Consider the following 14,261-nt stretch of genomic DNA (forward strand, 5'->3'; position numbering starts at 1 on the left):
CGCATTGCCTCCAGACATTCCCACGCCATGCGCATCGTCTTCTTTCTGCTTGAAACGCTCTTCTTCTTCCTGGTGGCAGCGGCTCTGCTGCGTGCCTGGATGAACCACTTGCGCATCCACATGTCGGCCCAGCCTGGTCGGCTGGTGATCGCGCTGACCGACTGGCTGGTTGCGCCGCTGCGGCGTCTGCTGCCGCGCTCACTCTCGCAGAGCCGCATCGACTGGGGCAGCCTTGTCGCGGCAGTGCTGCTTTCGCTGGGGTATGGCGTGCTGTGGCTGCTGCTGGCCACCAGTGTGTCGTCAGCGCCGCTGTCCACGGAGGTGGGGATCACCACCGTCGCCAGCATGGCGGTGCGCATCTTGGTGCGCACCCTGTTGCAGGGCCTGATGGTGCTGCTGCTGGGTTACGCCATCCTGTCCTGGGTGCAGCCACATTCGCCGGTGATGTCCACGCTTGAGCGGCTGTGTGCCCCCATCCTGCGCCCGGTGCGCCGTGTCGTGCCTCTGGTGGGTGGGGTGGACCTGTCGGTGCTGGTGCTCATCATCCTCTTGCAGGTCGGTCTGATGCTGCTGGGCTGAGCCGGCGCGTCAGTCGAGGGCCTGCACTCGCTCTGCCAGGCGACTGGCGCACAAGCCCGACGTTCCGCCATCGTCCAGCCAGTGATCGGCCAGCCAGCCGTGCTGAAACACCGCGGCGGCCACGCGGGCGGCCGTATGGTGGCCTGAACTACCGGGCCGCGCCAGCGCGCTGCCGATCATGCCGGCCAGCACATCGCCTGTGCCCGCCGTGGCCAGCGCGGCGTTGCCGGTCGGGTTGATGCGGGGCACCTCGCCCGGCGTGGCCAGTACCGTGCCCGAACCTTTGAGCACGCACAACACACCGAAGCGTTCTGCGATGGCTTGCGCCGCGAGCAGGCGATCGGCCATCACGATGCCGGTGTTGCTGCCAAGCAGGCGGGCCGCCTCGAGGGGGTGGGGTGTGAGCACCGTCGTCCAGCCTCGGCCGCGCCGGTGGCCGAGCTGGGTCTGCAGCGCTGTGTCGGCCGCGATGGCGTTGAGTGCGTCGGCGTCGAGCACCAGCGTGGCGGCACCCGACAGCACGCGTGGCAGGAGCGCCGCGACGGCGGCGCCACCACCGCAACCACAGACCACGCTGGCCGCGTGCAGCATTTCCCGCTCCAGCAGCAAGGCCGGGCTGCGGAACATGAGTTCCGGGCAAACCGGATCCCAAGACGTGTCTTGTGGTTCCGAGCCTTCCAGCAAGCCTACGAACACTCGGCCTGCGCCCGCATGCAGGGCTGCCCTCGCGGCGAGCACTGCAGCTCCGGTCATTCCCACACCGTGCTGCGAAATCCCTTGCCCTCCGATCACCGCAACATCGCCGAAGCTGCCCTTGTGACTGGCGTGAGGCCGTTGCGAAATCGGTGCGCCCGCCTGGGGCTGGCCTTCCAGCCAGGCCACCAACGGCACGCCAATGCCCGGTGAGACCCCGAGATCATCGAACCACACGCTGCCAGCGGCGTCGCGCCCCATGCCGGTGAACAGACCGGGTTTGAGGGTAAGCAGCGCCAGGGTGTGGCGTGGGCCAGGCGCGCGCGCGGTGGCGCCTTCCAGCGGCGCCAGCGCCCCGGTGTCGGGATGCAGCCCGCTGGGTAGATCGACGCTCAGCACCGGCCGGCCAGTGCGGCGCATCGTGCCCAGCCAGGAGGCCATGGTGTCGTCGAAGGCGCGCACGGGGCCGATACCCAGCAGCGCATCGATGGCCAGATCGAAATCGTCGGGAGGGACCGTGCTGAACACGACGCCGGCCTGGCGCGCAGTATCGAGGGCCCGGTGCGCATCCCGGGGCAGGCGAGACTCGTCCGGGCACAGGTGCGTGACCACCACACGCACTGCGCCTGCGCGGGCCTTCGCCCAACGGTGGAGGTGGGTGGCCGCGACCAGACCGTCGCCGCCGTTGTTGCCCGGCCCACACGCCACCCAGATGCAGCGCGCGTGCGGCTGCAGGGCCAGAGCCAAGCGCGCCACCGCCAGTCCGGCGCGCGCCATCAACGTGTGGTGCGGCAGGCTGGCCGCAGCCTGCTGTTCGATCGCGCGCGTCCCCGCGCTGCCATACAAAGCCTCGCGGTGTGCAGGTGTGATCGGTCGCGTGCCTGTCTGCGTGGCGAAGCGGGGCGTGCTCACGGTGTCGCTCCTGAAGGTGGGGTGAGGGCGGTAGCCGCGTTGTCCAAGGCCGAAACACCGCACCCCATTTCACCATGTCCGCCCGTGCTGGCACGGCGCCGGACCCGGATCAGAGGTTGTACCGGCGGGGCGAGCAGCCGTGGAGTTCAATGTCCGTGTTCCGGCCTGCCAGTTGGTCGGTCAACGCGCGCGCACTGCCGCATGCCATGGACCAGCCGGCACTGCCGTGGCCCAGGTTGAGCCACACACCAGGCACCCGCGTGGCGCCCAGCAGTGGGGGACCATCGGGCAAGGTGGCCTGCGCGCCCTGCCATTCCTGCAGGCTGCCATGCGGACCGCCGAGCCGCACCGCACCAGGAAACCAGTCGGTCAGCGCACCGTACAGTCGGCGCAGCGTGGACCGGGACAACTGGCCCGGCGGGTGGCCGAAATCGCAGCCACCGGCCACGCGGATGCGTTGTCCGAGGCGGGCGATGGACACACCATGCCGGGTATCGAAGACGGCGGACAGTGGCGCGTCCAGCGGTTCGCGCATGGCGGCGCTGATGGAGTGGCTCTGGACACTTTGCAACGGCACGCGCAGACCAAGCGGGTGCAGCAACGACGCGCTGTGCGCGCCCGCGCACACAATCACCGCATCGAAGCGCTCGGTCTCGGCATGCGTGCGTAGGGCGTTCTGGGACGGGGGCGCGCCCGCGGAGGCCAGACGCAGGTCAACGGTCGTCGAGCTGGCGGAGTCGATCGACTCCACCCGGGTGTTGAACTCGAAGCGGCAACCTAGCCGCTGCGCCCGGGCGCGGATGGAGACCGTGAACTCCCGGCAGTTGGCCACCGCTTCGCCGATCAGCTCGACCGCGCCATGGAGCGGGGTTTCAGGGTTCAGCGCGGGTTCCAGCGCGCGCGCCTGATCGGCCGAGTGTTCCCTGAATCCGATACCCAGATCCTTCATCTGCAGCAGCGCGGGCCGTGCCTGTTCCGCATCGCGCGGACCGCGCCAGAGCACCAGCATGCCTTCGCTGCGGTCGTGCTCAAGCGCATGGTCCTCGGTGATGGACAGCAAGCGCTCCTGGCTGTAACGCACCAACTGGTACATCTGCCGATGATTTTCGGTCTGGCGCTCATGCCTGCCAGCCTGCAACCAGTGCCATAGCCAACGCCATTCACTCCCGCGCGGCAGGCGATTGAGCGTCATCCCGCTTGATCGGGACGTCCAGGGCATGCACAGGCTTCGCTCGGACCGGTTCCAGGGCGCGGTCCAGCCCGCGGCGACGATAGGCCCGGTAGCGAAGCTGGCTTCTTCGGCCACGGTGCTGCGGCGTTCGAAGACGGTGACCTCATGGCCGTCCAGTGTCAGTTCAAAAGCGGTCGTGGTGCCCACAACGCCCGCACCCACCACGGCGAGCCTCAAGAGCGGCCCCCGGTGGTGGCCTTGCACGTCACCCTGTTCGGGATGGAAAGGCCGGCGGAACGAACAACGTCGGGAGATCGGGCATCGGGCATGGAGCTGGGCACAGGTGGCGTCTGGAAGCAGGCCTGCGGACAGGCGCCATTCCAGGCGGTCAGGGGTGGGACGAGATTGGCCAGACTGCTATAATTGACAGGCTTTGCAGGTGGAAGACCCGAACGGTGGTTCGGGCGGCGCCTTGCAAGGCGAAATCGCAAACCAGCCCAACCGGGTGTCGCCTGCAGCATCCGGACCTTCAGCGGTCCGCAATGTCAAGGTGATCGGGGCTGGATTTTAGACTCAACCTCTGGAAAGTTAACTCATGTCTATCTCCATGCGCGAAATGCTGGAAGCCGGTGTCCACTTTGGTCACCAGACCCGCTTCTGGAACCCCAAGATGGCACCGTACATCTTCGGCCATCGCAACAAGATCCACATCGTCAACCTCGAAAAGACGCTGCCCCTGTTTGAAGAGGCGGCCAAGTTCGTGCGCCAGCTCTCCGCCAACCGCGGCACCATTCTGATGGTGGGCACCAAGCGCCAGTCGCGCGACATCGTGGCCCAGGAAGCCCGCCGCGCCGGCGTGCCCTTCGTGGACCAGCGCTGGCTCGGCGGCATGCTGACCAACTTCAAGACGGTCAAAACCTCGATCAAGCGCCTCAAGGACATGCAGGCACAGAAAGAAGCCGGCCTGGAGAGCATGAGCAAGAAGGAACAGCTGATGTTCGCCCGCGAGATGGAAAAACTCGAGAAGGACATCGGCGGCATCCAGGACATGGCCGCGCTGCCCGACGCCATCTTCGTCATTGACGTGGGCTTCCACAAGATCGCCGTGCTTGAAGCCCAGAAGCTGGGCATCCCGCTGGTGGGTGTGGTAGATACCAACCACTCGCCCGTGGGCATTGACTACGTCATCCCCGGCAACGATGACTCGGCCCGCGCCGTGGCTCTGTACGCCCGTGGCATCGCCGACGCGATCATTGAAGGCCGCAGCAACGCCGTGAATGACGTTGTCAAGGCCGTGGCCGCCGAAGGCTCCGACGAGTTCGTCGAAGTCAAGGAAGATGCTTCCGCCTGAGCCCCGTTTCCGCATGCAAGAGGGGCTCGTGTAGCCCCTTTTTCACAAGCTGATCGCAATTTTTGACCCGCTGGCCGATCTTCCGGGACCGTGCCAGCCACAGGAGAACCGAAAAATGGCAATTACCGCAAGCATGGTCGCCGAACTGCGCGCCAAGACCGATGCGCCCATGATGGAATGCAAGAAGGCCCTGACCGAGGCCGACGGCGACATGGCCAAGGCCGAGGAACTGCTGCGCGTCAAGCTCGGCACCAAGGCCGGCAAGGCCGCCAGCCGCGTCACCGCCGAAGGCGTCGTGGCCAGCTTCATCTACGGCGATACCGGTGCCCTGATCGAAGTGAACTGCGAAACGGACTTCGTCACCAAGAACGACAGCTTCCTGGCGTTGGCCAACGCCGCTGCAAAGCTGGTGGCCGAGCACAACCCGGCCGACGTGGATGCCCTGGGCGCGCTGCCCTACAGCCAGGACGGCTTTGGCCCCACGCTGGAAGACGTGCGCAAGGGCCTGATTGGCAAGATCGGCGAGAACATGAGTTTCCGTCGTTTCAAGCGCTACAGCGGCGCGGGCAAGCTGGCCAGCTATCTGCACGGCACCCGCATCGGCGTGGTGGTCGCCTTCGACGGCGAGGAAACCCCGGCCAAGGACACCGCGATGCACATCGCAGCCATGAAGCCCGTGGCCCTGACCAGTGCCGACGTGCCTGCCGATCTGATCGAGAAGGAGCGCTCGGTGGCGACGGCCAAGGCCGCAGAATCCGGCAAGCCTGCCGATATCGCCACCAAGATGATCGAAGGCTCGGTGCAGAAATACCTCAAGGAGGTCTCGCTGTTCAACCAGCCGTTCGTGAAGAACGACAAGCAGACCGTCGAGCAGATGCTCAAGGCCGCCAGCACCACGGTCAAGGGCTTCACGCTTTATGTGGTGGGTGAAGGCATCGAGAAGAAGGTCGATGATTTTGCTGCTGAAGTGGCGGCTCAGGTCGCGGCCGCCAAGGGTGCGTGATCCTGTCGGGCTGACGTGAAGCAACGGGCCGCAAGGCCCGTTGTGCCGTGTGGGCCCGTGCTTTCGTGGGCCAACGCTGCGGGCAGGCGCAGTGTCCTCGCTACACTTGCCGGTTGAATCTTTGTTTACCGATTTCCTGAAAGTTGTCCCATGCCAGCCTACAAACGGATTCTGCTGAAACTGTCGGGGGAGGCCCTGATGGGCGACGACGCATTCGGCATCAACCGGGCCACCATCGTGCGCATGGTGGAAGAGATCGCCGAAGTTACCCGACTGGGCGTCCAGGTGGCCATCGTCATTGGTGGCGGCAACATCTTCCGCGGTGTGGCCGGCGGCTCGGTCGGCATGGATCGCGCCACTGCCGACTACATGGGCATGCTGGCCACGGTGATGAACGCGCTTGCGCTGGCCGACACCATGGAGAAGGCTGGCCTGGTGGCCCGCGTGATGTCGGCCATCGGCATCGAGCAGGTGGTCGAGCCTTATGTGCGTCCCAAGGCGCTGCAGTACCTTGAGGAGGGCAAGGTGGTGGTGTTTGCCGCCGGCACCGGCAACCCATTTTTCACTACAGACACGGCGGCCGCCCTGCGCGGCGCCGAGATCGGCGCCGAGATCGTTCTCAAAGCCACCAAGGTCGATGGCGTCTACACCGCGGATCCGAACAAGGACCCGAGCGCCACGCGCTACACGACGATCTCGTTCGACGAGGCCATGGGCAAGAATCTTCAGGTGATGGATGCCACCGCCTTTGCTCTGTGCCGCGACCAGAAGCTGCCGGTGAAGGTGTTCTCGATCTTCAAGCCCGGTGCGCTGCGCAAGGTGGTGCAGGGCGGCGACGAAGGCACGCTGGTTCATGTCTGATGCCGTCACGGCATCCTTTCCCGTTGATTGAGGAGTTTTCATGAGCACCGACGACATCCGAAAAACCGCTGAGCACAAGATGCTTCAATCGGTGGAATCGCTAAAGAACGGCCTGACGAAGGTGCGTACCGGTCGTCCCAACCCGGCGTTGCTCGACACCGTGCACGTCGAGTACTACGGCTCCATGCTGCCGCTTTCGCAGGTGGCGAACCTGACCCTTCTGGACGCGCGGACCATTGGCGTGGCACCCTGGGAAAAGGGCATGGGAGCCAAGATCGAGAAGGCCATTCGCGAATCCGACCTGGGCCTGAATCCATCGAGCCAGGGTGACCTGATCCGGGTGCCCATGCCGCCCATGACGGAAGAACGTCGCAAGGAGCTCACCAAGGTCGTCCGCGGTGACGGCGAGGCCGCCAAGATTGCCATTCGCAACCTGCGGCGCGATGCCAACGAGGCGGTGAAGAAGCTGGTGAAGGACAAGCTCGCGTCCGAGGACGATGATCGTCGCTCGCAGGAAGATATCCAGAAGCTCACCGACCGCATGATTGCCGAGGTGGACCGGCTCGTTGCGTCCAAAGAGCAGGACATCCTGGCGGTCTGAACGGCCTGCTGGTTCCTGCCATGGCCGCTTCAACGTCGCTCCACCCGATGCCGGTTGCCAGCTTGCCCCGCCACGTGGCCATCGTCATGGACGGCAATGGTCGGTGGGCGCAGAAGCGCTGGTTGCCTCGTGTCGCGGGGCACAAGCAGGGGGTGGAGGCCTTGCGCGGCGTGGTCAGGGCGTGCGTCGAGCGCGGCGTGCCCGTGCTGTCCGTGTTTGCCTTCTCGTCCGAGAACTGGAGCCGCCCGGCCGAGGAGGTATCCGGCCTGATGGATCTGCTGGTGATGGCACTGTCGCGCGAGGTGCCCAGCCTGGAGAAGAGTGGCGTACGACTGCATTTCCCGGGCGACCGCAGCGGCTTGTCGCCGCGCGTGGTGCAGGGGTTGGAGGCCGCCGCGCGCGACACCGCCCACAACGACACCCTGATCCTTAACGTGTGTTTCAACTACGGAGGGCGATGGGACGTGGTTCAGGCCGCGCGGCGCCTGGCGCAGCAGGGCATCGAAATCACCGAAGAGACGCTGTCAGGTGCAACCGCGCTGGCTCATGTGGGAGACCCGGATCTGCTGATCCGCACCGGTGGAGAGCTGCGCATCAGCAATTTCCTGCTCTGGCAGGCGGCCTATTCTGAACTGGTGTTCACCGATTGTCTCTGGCCGGATTTCGATGCCGCCGAACTGGACCTTGCCCTGTCCGAGTTCGCGCGGCGCGAGCGCCGTTTCGGACAGACCTCCGAGCAGCGGGCGGGGGGCGATACGGAGTCCGCCGAAGCGGGCCAGCGGCATGCTTAGGCAACGCGTCATCACGGCCCTGCTGTTGCTGGCCGTACTGCTGCCCGCGCTGTTCTACCCGTCGATCGAACCCTTTGCCGCGTTGACCCTGCTGCTTATCGTGGCTGGTGGCTGGGAGTGGGCGCGGCTCAATGGTTGCGGCCCGACCTTGTCGCTGGGGCTGGGAGGCGGACTGGGAGCGCTGATGGCGCTGTTCTGGGCGCTGGGCGGGCTGTTTCTGCCTCTGCGCCCGCTCTGGATGGCCGTTGGAATGGTCTGGGTGGTGCTTGCGCTGGTGATGCTGCGTCGCGGCGTATCCGGCTGGGCGGCCTGGCCTGCCGGCCTGCGCCTGTGGATCGGCCTGGCCCTGATCGCCTGTGCCTGGCTGGCCATGGTGCATGCGCGTCTGGAGGGCCTGGGTTTTCTGCTGTCCGTGCTGCTACTGGTCTGGATGGCCGACATCGCTGCCTATTTCGGTGGCAAGGCGTTGGGCCGGCGCAAGCTGGCTCCCGCCATCAGCCCCGGCAAGAGCTGGGAAGGCGCGGTGAGCGGCTTGCTGGGCGTGTTCCTGCTCGCAGGCGCATGGCTCGTATTCGATCCCCAGGGCGGCAGCCTGTACGCCCGGCTCTGGGCGCTCGGGCCCGCGCTGGCCGTGCTCTCGCTGGTGTTCCTGGTGGCGATGAGCGTGGTGGGCGACCTCGTGGAGTCCCTGGTCAAACGCAGTGCCGGTGCGAAGGATTCGAGCCAGCTCCTGCCCGGACACGGCGGCGTGCTGGACCGAGTCGACGCGCTGCTGCCCGTGTTGCCACTGGCCATGATGCTTGTCACCCTGTAAAACCAGCGCCATGACCCGTCCGCAGTTCGTCACCATCCTGGGCTCCACCGGCTCGATCGGCACCAGCACGCTGGACGTCATTGCGCGGCATCCAGGGCTTTACACCGTGTTTGCGCTGACCGCGGCCACGCAGGTCGACACCTTGCTGTCGCAGTGCCAGCAGTTTTCCCCGCGCTATGCCGTGATGACCAGTCCGGCACATGCGCAACGTCTCGCCGAGCGCGTGCGCGAACTCGGCCTCCCGGTGCAGGTGCTGTCGGGTGCCAAGGCCTTGTGCGAGGTCAGCGAAGCGCCCGAGGTGGACGCGGTGATGGCCGCCATCGTTGGCGCCGCTGGCCTGGCGCCCAGTCTGGCCGCCGCCCGCGCCGGCAAGAAGCTGCTGCTGGCCAACAAGGAGGCGTTGGTGGTTGGCGGGGCGCTGTTCATGCAGACGGTGCGCGAAGGCGGGGCGACGTTGCTGCCGATCGACAGCGAACATTCGGCGGTGTTCCAGTCCCTGCCGGAAGACCCCGGCACCTGGGTACGGCGGGTGGAAAAGATCGTACTGACGGCTTCCGGTGGACCTTTTCGTGCCCGCGATCCCGCCACCTTGTGCGAGGTCACGCCCGAACAGGCCTGTGCCCATCCCAACTGGGTGATGGGGCGCAAGATCTCGGTGGATTCGGCCACCATGATGAACAAGGCGCTGGAGGTCATCGAGGCCAGCTACCTGTTCGGCCTGCCTGCCGAAAGGATCGAGGTGGTGATCCATCCGCAAAGCGTGATCCACTCGATGGTCCAGTACACCGACCGTTCGGTCGTTGCGCAACTGGGCACGCCGGATATGCGCGGCCCCATCGCGTACGGCCTGTCATGGCCAGAGCGCATCGAGTCGGGTGCCGCTGCGCTGGACTTCGCCCGACTCGGTGCGTTGAGCTTCGAAGAGGCGGATGACCGGCGCTTTCCGGGCCTGCGCCTGGCCTGGGACGCGTTGGGAGGACCGGTGGGCACAACCGCGGTGCTCAATGCGGCCAACGAGGTGGCGGTGGCAGCCTTTCTGGACCGCCGTCTGCGGTTTGACCAGATCCATGCCGTCAATCTTGCAACTTTGCAGGCGTTGAGCCCCTCCAAGCCTCACGATCTCGAGGACCTGCTGGCGATTGATGCCGAGGCCCGCGCTGTCGCGCAGGCCGGTGTCGACCGGCTGGCGGTCTGATCCCCGGCGGGGTCGGGCCACGCGCTCACCGTCCTTCCATTGGCAAGCGAATCCGTCATGCTCACACTTGTTGCTTTCGTCGTGGCCCTGGGCCTGTTGATCGCCGTGCACGAATACGGCCACTACCGCGTGGCGGTGGCGTGCGGTGTGAAGGTGCTGCGCTTCTCGGTAGGCTTTGGCAAGCCGCTGCTGAGCTGGCGAAAGAAGGGCAGTCCCACGGAGTTTGTGATTTGTGTGCTGCCCCTGGGTGGCTACGTGCGCATGCTCGACGAGCGCGAAGCCCCGGTAGACCCGGCCGAGCGCCATCTGGCGTTCAACACGCAGCCACTGCGCTCACGTGCGGCCGTTGTGGCGGCAGGACCCGCTGCCAATCTGCTGCTGGCGGTCCTGATTTACGCGTTGATCAACTGGACCGGCGTGCAGGAGCCCAAGCCGGTGCTGGCCAGTCCCGTGGCAGGCTCTGTGGCCGAGCGCGCCGGCCTGAAAGGGGGCGAATGGGTGGCCGAAGCCGCCACCGCCGAGGCCGAACCCCGTGCGATCGGGTCGTTCGAGGACCTGCGCTGGCGCCTGACCCAGGCTGCGCTGTCCAGCGAGGACATGACCCTGTGGGTGGCGGCGCGCGAGGGCGGCAATACCCGCCCGGTGCGGATGGCGCTCAGCGAGCTGGACGTGCGCGAGGCGGACGCCGCACTTTTTCAGCGCATCGGCATCACGGGCCCCTGGAGCGCGCCGGTGGTGGGCGAGGTCATGGAAGGAGGGGCGGCCGCTGCCGCTGGATTGCGTGCTGGAGACGTGGTGCGCCGCGTGGACGACAAGCCTGTGAGCGATGGCCAGGACCTTCGGGCCCGCATCCGGGCTGCCGCAGGCGCAGCCGGTGAACCGGTCGAGCAGCGCTGGGAGATAGCGCGTGATGGACAGATGATGACCCTGATGGTCAAGCCTGCGCCCGAGCAGCAGGCGGGCGTCTGGGTTGGACGTGTCGGCGCCTACATCGGTGCCATGCCCGAGATGATGACGGTGCGTCTGGGCGCGCTGGACGGACTGGTACAAGGCGTGGTGCGGACCTGGGAGGTCTCCTGGCTCACACTCAAGATGATGGGGCGCATGCTCATTGGCGAGGCCTCGGTCAAGAACCTCAGTGGTCCGCTCACGATTGCCGACTACGCGGGCAAATCGGCCAGTCTCGGTATCACGTCTTACCTGCTGTTTCTCGCCCTGATCAGCGTGAGCCTGGGGGTGCTGAACCTGCTGCCGCTGCCGGTCCTCGATGGGGGGCACCTGATGTATTATCTTTGGGAGGGTGTCACTGGGCGCAGCGTGTCTGATGCCTGGATGGAGCGCCTGCAGCGAGGGGGTGTCGTGGTTCTCATGGCGCTCATGTCCATCGCCTTGTTCAATGATGTGGCCCGCCTGGCTGGCTGAACGCTTCCTTTCCATGAAAAAAAACAACTTCGGTCTTCGCGGCCTCACCCTTTCCGTGCTCGCGACGACCTTGCTGTCGGCCCTGCCTGCGTGGGCGGTCGACCCGTTCACCCTGCGTGACATCCGGGTCGAAGGCCTGCAGCGCGTGGAGCCCGGCACCGTGTTCGCCTCACTGCCGTTCCGCATTGGCGACCAGTACAACGACGACAAGGGCTCGACCGCCATCCGCTCTCTTTTCGGCCTGGGCCTGTTCAGCGACGTGCGCCTGCAGGTCAACGGCGATGTGCTGGTGGTGATTGTCGAAGAGCGGCCCACTGTGGCCGATGTGAGCTTCTCCGGAATCAAGGAGTTCGAGGAGGAGGTGCTCAAGAAGGCACTGCGCGACATCGGCTTGACCGAGGGGCGCCCATTCGACAAGGCGCTGGCGGACCGCGCCGAGCAGGAGCTCAAGCGCCAGTACATCAACCGCAGCATGTATGCCGCGCAGGTGGTCACCACGGTCACTCCGAGCGAACGCAACCGCGTCAACCTCAACTTCAGCGTGGTCGAGGGCGATGTGGCCAAGATTCGCGAAATCCGCATCGTGGGCAACCAGGCGTTTTCCGAAGCGACCCTGCGCAACCTTTTCGACCTGGACACCGGTGGCTGGCTGAGCTGGTACACCAAGTCCGACCGATACGCCCGCGCCAAGCTCAATGCCGACCTTGAAACCCTGCGTTCCTACTACCTGACACGCGGCTATCTGGAATTCCGCATCGACTCCACGCAAGTCGCCATCTCGCCTGAGAAGGAAGACATGTCGATCACCGTCAACATCACCGAAGGTGATCGCTATGTGGTGAAGTCGGTGGCGCTCGAGGGCGAGTACCTGGGCCGGGAGGCGGAGTTCAAGTCGCTCGTGACGCTGCGCGCTGGGGAGGCCTACAACGCGGAGGACGAGGCGAGCACCGTCAAGGCCTTCACCGACTACTTTGGCGCGTTCGGCTACGCCTTTGCACAGGTAGAGCCGGCGCGCGACATCGATCGCGTGAACAAGCAGGTTTCCTTCGTGTTCCGGTCGCAGCCCGCGCGCCGCGTGTATGTGCGCCGCATCAACGTCGAAGGCAACAACCGCACGAGGGATGAAGTGATTCGTCGCGAGTTCCGGCAGCTCGAATCGGCCTGGTACGACAGTGACCGCATCCGACTCTCGCGTGACCGCGTGGACCGCCTTGGCTTTTTCACGTCGGTGGAGGTGGGCACCCAGCAGGTACCCGGTGTACCCGATCAGGTGGACATGACCATCACGGTGGCGGAGAAACCCACCGGCAACCTGACGCTGGGCGCGGGCTACTCCCAGTCCGAGAAGGTGTCGATCATCGCGGGGATCAGGCAGGAGAACGTGTTCGGTTCTGGCAACTACCTGGGCATCGACGTCAATACCAGCAAGTTCAATCGCCAGATCGTCGTGAGCACGGTGGACCCCTACTTCACGGCAGACGGCATCTCGCGCAGCCTTGACGTCTATTACCGGACGACCACGCCATACACCGAGCAGGGCGGCGACTACCGTCTGGTCACCCCGGGCGCAAGCGTGAAGTTCGGCGTGCCCTTCTCGGAGCAGGATACGATTTACTTCGGAATTGGTGCCGAGCAGACCAAGATCGAACCGGGCAACGGCCTGCCGCAGGCGTATCAGACGTATTCGGACACGTTCGGCGCGAGCAGCACGTCCGTGCCATTGACCATTGGCTGGGCGCGAGACGGCCGCGACAGTGCCCTGGTGCCAACGCAGGGGCGTCTGCAGCGCTTCAATACCGAACTGGGTGTGGCCGGCGACACGCGCTACCTCAAAGCCAACTACCAGCTGCAGCAGTACTACCCGCTGAGCAAGCAGTACACCCTGGCATTCAATGCCGAGGTGGGTTATGGCAAGGGTCTGGGCGGCAGACCGTATCCGATCTTCAAGAACTTCTATGGTGGTGGCCTGGGGTCGGTGCGCGGCTTTGACCAGGGCACCCTGGGCCCGACCTCGCCTATCACTGCCGGTCTTTCTGCAGGCGAACTGGTCAACATCGGTGGCAACCGCAGCATCGCGCTCAGCGCCGAGTTCATCACCCCTTTCCCGGGAGCAGGCAATGACCGCACCCTGCGCATGTTCGGCTTTGTCGACGTCGGTAACGTGTACGGCGAAAATGACACCCGACCCTATGCAACGGATCTGCGCGCTTCGGTGGGCGTTGGCCTGAGCTGGATCTCACCCGTCGGCCCCCTGCGCTTCGCTCTCGCCAATCCCATTCGCAAGTTCCCTGGCGATAGAATCCAGAAATTCCAGTTTCAGATCGGAACCTCCTTTTGATGAAGACTTTTTTTCGCCTATTCAATCCTCGCGTCCTGCTGGCCGCCGGAATGGGTCTGAGCGCTCTCGTGGCAACGGCACAGGATCTGCGGATTGGTTTCGTGAACACCGACCGCATCTTCCGCGAGGCCAACCTGGCCAAGGCGGCACAGACCAAGCTGGAGCAGGAATTCTCCCGTCGTGAGAAGGAAATCCAGGGTTTGGCAGCCCAGCTCAAGGCCGCATCGGAGAAATTCGAGCGCGAATCGCCCACGCTGCCGGATACACAACGCGTGGCGCGACAGCGCCAGCTGGTGGAGCAGGACCGCGATTTCCAGCGCAAGCAGCGCGAATTCCAGGAAGACCTCAACCTGCGCAAGAACGAGGAGCTGCAAAGTGTGCTCGAGCGCGCCAACCGCGTGATCAAGCAGGTCGCCGAAGCCGAGAAGTACGATCTCGTGATTCAGGAAGCGGTCTACATCAATCCCAAGCACGACATCACCGACAAGGTGCTCAGCGGCTTGAACGGTGCCAAGTAGGACCTGGGTCTC

The 14,261-nt window shown here is 65.3% G+C and carries 13 protein-coding genes; 11 read left to right on the forward strand and 2 right to left on the reverse strand.

The window, feature by feature from the left end:
• Window positions 1-27: 27 nt before the first annotated feature.
• Window positions 28-579: a YggT family protein gene (locus tag K5880_RS09375; protein WP_297651040.1), complete on the forward strand. Its 552-nt coding sequence runs from the start codon at window positions 28-30 to the stop codon at window positions 577-579.
• Between the two features lie 9 nt (window positions 580-588).
• On the opposite strand, the gene K5880_RS09380 is transcribed toward K5880_RS09375, so the two are convergent.
• Window positions 589-2,184 carry an NAD(P)H-hydrate dehydratase gene (locus tag K5880_RS09380; RefSeq protein WP_297651042.1) on the reverse strand — a complete coding sequence of 532 codons (1,596 nt, stop codon included), beginning with the start codon at window positions 2,182-2,184 and terminating at the stop codon, window positions 589-591.
• 109 nt (window positions 2,185-2,293) lie between these two features.
• A complete protein-coding gene (locus tag K5880_RS09385) occupies window positions 2,294-3,592 on the reverse strand; it encodes an FAD-dependent oxidoreductase (RefSeq protein ID WP_297651044.1) in 1,299 nt (432 codons plus the stop codon).
• 358 nt (window positions 3,593-3,950) lie between these two features.
• Here K5880_RS09385 and rpsB point away from each other — a divergent pair, with 358 nt between their 5' ends.
• From rpsB to K5880_RS09435, 10 genes are all read left to right on the forward strand, one after another.
• Window positions 3,951-4,706: a 30S ribosomal protein S2 gene (gene rpsB / locus K5880_RS09390; RefSeq protein WP_297651046.1), complete on the forward strand. Its 756-nt coding sequence runs from the start codon at window positions 3,951-3,953 to the stop codon at window positions 4,704-4,706.
• Window positions 4,707-4,821: 115 nt separating this feature from the next.
• A complete protein-coding gene (tsf, locus tag K5880_RS09395; RefSeq protein ID WP_297651048.1) occupies window positions 4,822-5,709 on the forward strand; it encodes a translation elongation factor Ts in 888 nt (295 codons plus the stop codon).
• A 150-nt stretch (window positions 5,710-5,859) separates the two neighbouring features.
• Entirely contained in the window at window positions 5,860-6,570 is a 711-nt protein-coding gene (pyrH, locus tag K5880_RS09400) for a UMP kinase (RefSeq protein WP_297651050.1), read from the forward strand.
• A gap of 40 nt (window positions 6,571-6,610) precedes the next feature.
• Entirely contained in the window at window positions 6,611-7,171 is a 561-nt protein-coding gene (gene frr / locus K5880_RS09405) for a ribosome recycling factor (protein WP_297651052.1), read from the forward strand.
• 20 nt (window positions 7,172-7,191) lie between these two features.
• Complete coding sequence (gene uppS, locus K5880_RS09410; protein ID WP_297651054.1) at window positions 7,192-7,962, forward strand: polyprenyl diphosphate synthase; 771 nt, start codon at window positions 7,192-7,194, stop codon at window positions 7,960-7,962.
• Entirely contained in the window at window positions 7,955-8,776 is an 822-nt protein-coding gene (locus K5880_RS09415) for a phosphatidate cytidylyltransferase (RefSeq protein ID WP_297651056.1), read from the forward strand. Before uppS ends, K5880_RS09415 begins: the two co-directional genes overlap by 8 nt.
• A gap of 10 nt (window positions 8,777-8,786) precedes the next feature.
• Window positions 8,787-9,971: a 1-deoxy-D-xylulose-5-phosphate reductoisomerase gene (gene ispC / locus K5880_RS09420; RefSeq protein ID WP_297651058.1), complete on the forward strand. Its 1,185-nt coding sequence runs from the start codon at window positions 8,787-8,789 to the stop codon at window positions 9,969-9,971.
• Window positions 9,972-10,028: 57 nt separating this feature from the next.
• Window positions 10,029-11,393, forward strand: a complete 1,365-nt coding sequence (rseP, locus tag K5880_RS09425; RefSeq protein ID WP_297651060.1) for an RIP metalloprotease RseP — start codon at window positions 10,029-10,031, stop codon at window positions 11,391-11,393.
• 13 nt (window positions 11,394-11,406) lie between these two features.
• On the forward strand, window positions 11,407-13,731 hold the full coding sequence (gene bamA / locus K5880_RS09430) for an outer membrane protein assembly factor BamA (RefSeq protein WP_297651062.1): 2,325 nt from the start codon (window positions 11,407-11,409) through the stop codon (window positions 13,729-13,731).
• Window positions 13,731-14,249 (forward strand): OmpH family outer membrane protein, encoded by a 519-nt coding sequence (locus K5880_RS09435; protein ID WP_297651064.1) that lies wholly within the window; start codon window positions 13,731-13,733, stop codon window positions 14,247-14,249. Before bamA ends, K5880_RS09435 begins: the two co-directional genes overlap by 1 nt.
• Window positions 14,250-14,261 lie beyond the last annotated feature (12 nt).

Origin of the sequence: Hydrogenophaga sp., assembly GCF_025699295.1 — a bacterium.
In the GTDB taxonomy this organism is placed as follows: Bacteria; Pseudomonadota; Gammaproteobacteria; order Burkholderiales; family Burkholderiaceae_C; genus Hydrogenophaga.

Excerpts from the sequence above, each read along its gene's own strand:
- pyrH (WP_297651050.1), top strand. The coding sequence starts at position 5,860 with ATGCCAGCCTACAAACGGATTCTGCTGAAACTGTCGGGGGAGGCCCTG.
- bamA (WP_297651062.1), top strand. The coding sequence starts at position 11,407 with ATGAAAAAAAACAACTTCGGTCTTCGCGGCCTCACCCTTTCCGTGCTC.
- K5880_RS09435 (WP_297651064.1), top strand. The coding sequence starts at position 13,731 with ATGAAGACTTTTTTTCGCCTATTCAATCCTCGCGTCCTGCTGGCCGCC.
- tsf (WP_297651048.1), top strand. The coding sequence starts at position 4,822 with ATGGCAATTACCGCAAGCATGGTCGCCGAACTGCGCGCCAAGACCGAT.
- rseP (WP_297651060.1), top strand. The coding sequence starts at position 10,029 with ATGCTCACACTTGTTGCTTTCGTCGTGGCCCTGGGCCTGTTGATCGCC.
- frr (WP_297651052.1), top strand. The coding sequence starts at position 6,611 with ATGAGCACCGACGACATCCGAAAAACCGCTGAGCACAAGATGCTTCAA.
- rpsB (WP_297651046.1), top strand. The coding sequence starts at position 3,951 with ATGTCTATCTCCATGCGCGAAATGCTGGAAGCCGGTGTCCACTTTGGT.
- K5880_RS09375 (WP_297651040.1), top strand. The coding sequence starts at position 28 with ATGCGCATCGTCTTCTTTCTGCTTGAAACGCTCTTCTTCTTCCTGGTG.
- ispC (WP_297651058.1), top strand. The coding sequence starts at position 8,787 with ATGACCCGTCCGCAGTTCGTCACCATCCTGGGCTCCACCGGCTCGATC.
- uppS (WP_297651054.1), top strand. The coding sequence starts at position 7,192 with ATGGCCGCTTCAACGTCGCTCCACCCGATGCCGGTTGCCAGCTTGCCC.
- K5880_RS09415 (WP_297651056.1), top strand. The coding sequence starts at position 7,955 with ATGCTTAGGCAACGCGTCATCACGGCCCTGCTGTTGCTGGCCGTACTG.